The organism is uncultured Blautia sp. (assembly GCF_902497045.1).
Taxonomy (GTDB): Bacteria; Bacillota; Clostridia; order Lachnospirales; family Lachnospiraceae; genus Blautia_A.
Genome location: NZ_CABVDF010000214.1, coordinates 1 through 5,137, shown reverse-complemented (window position 1 = coordinate 5,137; position 5,137 = coordinate 1). Strand labels below are relative to the sequence as shown.

Below are 5,137 nucleotides of genomic sequence, written 5' to 3'. Positions count from 1 at the left end.
AAAAAATTGCGATTTTAGGTTCTACAGGGTCTATCGGAACCCAGACACTGGATGTTGTTCGTGCGAATGGCGATATTCAGGTAATGGGAATCAGCGCCGGACGCAATATAACAAAGCTGGAGGAACAGGCAAGAGAATTTTCTCCTAAGCTTGTTGCTGTGTGGGATGAAAAAGCAGCAGAGGATCTGAAAGTAAGACTTCATGATACGGATATCAAAATTGTGTCAGGGATGGAAGGGCTTCTGGAACTGGCTTCTATGGAGGAAGTGGAAATCCTGGTTACTGCTATTGTCGGTATGCTGGGAATAAGGCCTACGATCCAGGCGATCCGTTCAGGGAAAGATATTGCACTTGCAAATAAAGAAACACTTGTAACAGCAGGTCATCTGATCATGCCTATGGCAGAAAAATACGGGGTAAAGATACTGCCGGTTGACAGCGAACACAGTGCTGTTTTTCAGGCTTTAAATGGAGAATCAGGAAAAGAGATCCATAAGCTTCTGATCACTGCATCGGGAGGGCCGTTTAGAGGAAGAAAGCGCGCAGACCTGGAAAAAGTAACTCTCGCGGATACGCTGAAGCATCCAAACTGGGTGATGGGACAGAAGATCACAGTGGATTCGGCTACTCTGGTCAATAAAGGGCTGGAAGTAATGGAAGCAAAATGGCTTTTTGATGTAGAACTGGATCAGATCCAGGTGGTGGTCCAGCCTCAAAGCGTGATACATTCCATGGTAGAGTTTGAGGATGGAGGGATCATGGCCCAGCTTGGCACACCGGATATGCGTCTTCCTATCCAGTATGCCCTTTACTATCCTCACAGAAGATACCTAGATGGGGATCGTCTTGACTTTGCGAAGCTTGGACAGATTACATTTGAAGAACCGGATATGGAAACTTTTCTGGGTCTTCCAATGGCAATTCAGGCAGCCAGAGAGGGAGGAAGCATGCCGACTGTGTTCAATGCGGCAAATGAACTTGCAGTTCGGAAATTCCTTCATGAGGAGATTGGTTTTCTGGATATTTATGATATTATCGGGCAGTCTATGGAAAGACATAAAAAGCAGGAGTCCCCTGATCTGGATGAAATTCTTGCGGTAGAAAACGAGACATATCAGTGGATTGAAAGCAGGTGGTAAATTGAAGATTCTGATTGCCGTAATTATATTCAGTGCGATCATCATTATACATGAGCTGGGACATTTTCTCCTTGCAAAGAAAAACGGGATTGTAGTAACTGAGTTTTCCCTGGGCATGGGGCCAAGATTGTTCAGTACCCAAAAAGGGGAAACAAGATATTCGGTGAAACTGTTTCCGATTGGAGGATCCTGCGCTATGCTTGGGGAGGATACCGGGGAGGAGATTCCCGGAACCTTTAATTCAGCTCCTGTATGGGGACGGATTTCTGTGGTAGCAGCAGGTCCGGTGTTTAATTTTATTCTGGCGTTTATTCTTTCCGTGGTAATTACTGCGTTTGTAGGATATGACCCGGCAGAGATCATGGAAGTAGAAGGAGGATCCCCGGCAGCAGAGGCTGGTCTCCGGAAAGGAGATATCATCACAGAATATGACGGATATCATATTGATGTTGCCCGTGATCTGTATGTATATTCTTTTTTGAATGAACTGCAGGAAAAACCGGTGACCCTGAAGGTAAAGCGAAACGGCGAAGAAAAAACAGTAACTTTTACTCCGGATGCTTCCGTCAGATATCTTTTGGGATTTAATCGTGTAGGGACAGACTCTATGGAGGTAGATTCCCTGATCGAGGGCATGCCATTAGAAGCGGCAGGAGTACAGGCGGGAGATGTGATCACTTCCATCAATGGAACTCCGATTCCGGACGGAACAGCATACGAGGCTTATATTGCAGAGAATCCTCTGGGGAACGAACCGGTGGACATCACTTATGACCGGGATGGTCTGGAATACGATGCAACAGTGGTTCCGAAAGAATACCGGACTCCAAAGCCAGGATTTTCTTATAATATGGGATATATAAAGACAAATGGTTTTCAGGTTCTGAAATATGCGGCTCTGGATGTGAAGTATATGATCCGCACTACTCTTTTGAGTCTTAAGGAGCTTGTTACAGGCGGACTCGGGGTTCAGGATCTGAGTGGCCCGGTAGGTGTGGTAGATGCTATTGGAACTACTTATGAGCAGAGTAAAGAGGAAGGCGCTTTGATGCTGTGGATGAACATGCTGAACATGGCGGTTCTTCTATCTGCCAATCTGGGTGTAATGAACCTTCTTCCTCTTCCGGCTCTTGACGGAGGCCGTCTGGTATTTTTGCTGATCGAAGCTGTCCGTAAAAAACCAGTGAACCGTGAAGTAGAGGGTATGGTCCATTTTGCCGGACTGATGCTCCTGATGGCATTGATGGTGTTTGTAATGTATAATGATTTCTTGAAAATATTCTGAGGGAGAAATGTGAAAAAGTCATACCGTATCCGTGTGGCTGCTGTATTTCTGACAGCTCTGGTACTTTTATGCAGTACCGGAGCTTTATACTTTTATAAAAAGGAAAAAACACAGCAGCGCATAAAAGAAGAACAGCAGATTGAAAGAGAAAAACAGGAAGCACAGAAAAAGGAAGAAGAGCAGAAGCAGCGGCAGGAAAAAGCCGAAAAGGAACGCCTGAGGCAGGAATATGAGAAAAGACTGCAGGCGCAGAAGGAGGCAGAAGAAAAGGCTCAGGCAGATGCGCGTATGAAAACGATAGAGTCTCTTCTGGGAAAGCTTTATGATCCTTCAGCGGATTCAGTTGCCATGAACACTGCTAAAAATGCAAAAATATTCCAGGATGCCCAGAATGAAATGTGGAAGCTTCCAGAGAAGTATTCAGATAAGCTTTCGGAATATCAGAGGATTGTCAGCAGGATTTCGGAGGAATGGGATTACAGAAACGATGAGTATCATTATGAAACCAGTACTTTAAAGGTTTCTGTAGAACAGAAGGATACCGGATATACCAGGTACTGGATCTGCCATGTGGAGACCTTCAGTACGCAGCAGTTATGCTCGGCTCTTTGCGGAGGAACCTATGGGAATCCGAGACGTACTGTTTCTGAAGAGCTGGCTGATCATAACGGTGTGATAGGCGTTAATGGAAGTGCTTTTTCTTATGGGAGCGGAATCCCTGCGCCGGGAAAGACCATGATCAAAAATGGAAAAGTTTACAATGATGTTTATTCCAATGGGAATATTCTTTGCGTAACCCAGGACGGAGGGATGTTTACCGCTGCGGCAGGCATGACCACCGAAGATATGCTGAATCGCGGCGTTAAGGATACATATTGTTTTGGGCCTACATTAGTGGAAGATGGAAAGGCGGCGGAAATTTCCGGTGAATTCCGCCAGACTGCACGGTATCAGCGGACAGCAGTAGGAATGGTCAGCCCGGGAGATTATTATCTGGTAGCGGTTGATGGAAAAGGTGCAGGAGGATCCCGGGGAATGACATATCAGGAGCTTCAGAAAGTATTTACAGACCTTGGATGCGAGTATGCTTATCATCTGGATGGAGGAGGCTCTACAACGCTTGTGTTTAAAGGCCGCGTCCTGAATATGCTTACAGATGGAGGGAAGGAGCGTCCCTGCGGAGACATACTATATTTTATTGATGTAGGAGACGGAGGAGAAGGAGACGGCATTATAATTCATGAAAATGAGGCCATGATCCGCCCGTCAGGCAAAGATTCTGATTCCAGTTTCCCATAAAATCCGAAGAAAATTTTGAGCAGGGCTTTCTGCCGGAGATTTGTATAATAAAAGGATTTTTGGCATACAATTCTGTAAAAATGTTTTGGAGTAAAATGAAATGGATCAGATATATCCATACAGGAATGACCGTAAAGTCAGGATGCAGCAGGAACAGACAGATCAGGGAAAGCTTCAGGTCACAGTTCTTACAGAAGACGGAACCCGTCCGGTAGAAAACGCAATGGTGAGAATTTCCTACACAGGAGTACCGGACAGTGTTCTGGAGGAGGTAAGAACAGATTCTTCCGGTCAGACTCCGGTTCTGGATCTGAAGACTCCTCCTCTGGAATATAGTATGGAGCCATCAGAACAGCAGCCTTATGCAGAATATACGGTTCAGATCCAGGCAGAAGGCTTTGAACAGGAGGAAATTGCAGGTACTGAAGTTCTGCCTGATGTACTGGCACAGCAGCCGGTTCGTTTGAAATTTCAGACCCGACAGGAGTTTGACCGTATTGTGATCGGGCCTCATACACTTTTTGGAGAATATCCGCCTAAAAATACGGAATCGGAAATCAAGCCAATAAGAGAAACGGGAGAGATTGTTTTAAGCAAAGTGGTGATCCCGGAATATGTTGTAGTTCATGATGGGCCGGTGGGAGAAAATTCGGCTCAAAATTATTATGTGAGGTACAAGGATTACATCAAAAACGTAGCCAGCAGTGAAATTTATGCGACCTGGCCGGCAGATTCTATCCGGGCAAATGTCCTTGCCATCATGTCCTTTACTTTGAATCGTGTATATACAGAGTGGTATCGGAATAAAGGGTATGGTTTTACGATTACTTCATCCACAGCCTATGATCATAAATGGATTTATGGAAGAAATGTATTTGACAGCATTTCGAATATTGTGGATGAGCTTTTTGAAAATTATCTGTCCAGACCGGATGTGCGGCAGCCTATCCTTACTCAGTATTGTGACGGACGTCAGGTTCAGTGCCGGGACAGAGGATGGATGACTCAGTGGGGAAGCAAAACCCTGGCTGATCAGGGATATTCGCCAATTGAGATCCTGCGGTATTTTTATGGCAATGATATGTATATTAATGTGGCAGAAGAAGTATCCGGAGTTCCGTCTTCCTGGCCGGGTTATGATCTGAATATCGGTTCTACAGGAATTAAGGTAAGACAGCTTCAGGAACAGATCAACGGGATTGCAGAAGCCTATCCGGCAGTGCCCAGGATTACGGCAGATGGAATCTACGGACAGAAAACATCTGAGGCAGTGAGAAAGATTCAAAATATATTTGGACTTCCTCAGACGGGGATAACGGATTATCCTACCTGGTATAAAATCCAGGAGATTTATGTGGGAGTAAGCCGGATCGCAGAACTGAACGGATAAAATATTACAAAGTAATAAAACATT

At 45.2% G+C, this 5,137-nt stretch carries 4 protein-coding genes; all 4 read left to right on the top strand.

What is annotated here, in order from left to right:
• Positions 1 to 1,139: 1-deoxy-D-xylulose-5-phosphate reductoisomerase (dxr, locus tag RDS42_RS12440; protein ID WP_308783935.1), on the top strand; the 1,139-nt coding region annotated here is incomplete at its 5' end.
• Between the two features lies 1 nt (position 1,140).
• A complete protein-coding gene (gene rseP, locus RDS42_RS12435) occupies positions 1,141 to 2,424 on the top strand; it encodes an RIP metalloprotease RseP (RefSeq protein ID WP_308783934.1) in 1,284 nt (427 codons plus the stop codon).
• Between the two features lie 9 nt (positions 2,425 to 2,433).
• Complete coding sequence (locus tag RDS42_RS12430) at positions 2,434 to 3,723, top strand: phosphodiester glycosidase family protein (protein ID WP_308783933.1); 1,290 nt, start codon at positions 2,434 to 2,436, stop codon at positions 3,721 to 3,723.
• A gap of 100 nt (positions 3,724 to 3,823) precedes the next feature.
• Entirely contained in the window at positions 3,824 to 5,113 is a 1,290-nt protein-coding gene (locus tag RDS42_RS12425) for a peptidoglycan-binding protein (protein WP_308783932.1), read from the top strand.
• Positions 5,114 to 5,137: the final 24 nt, after the last annotated feature.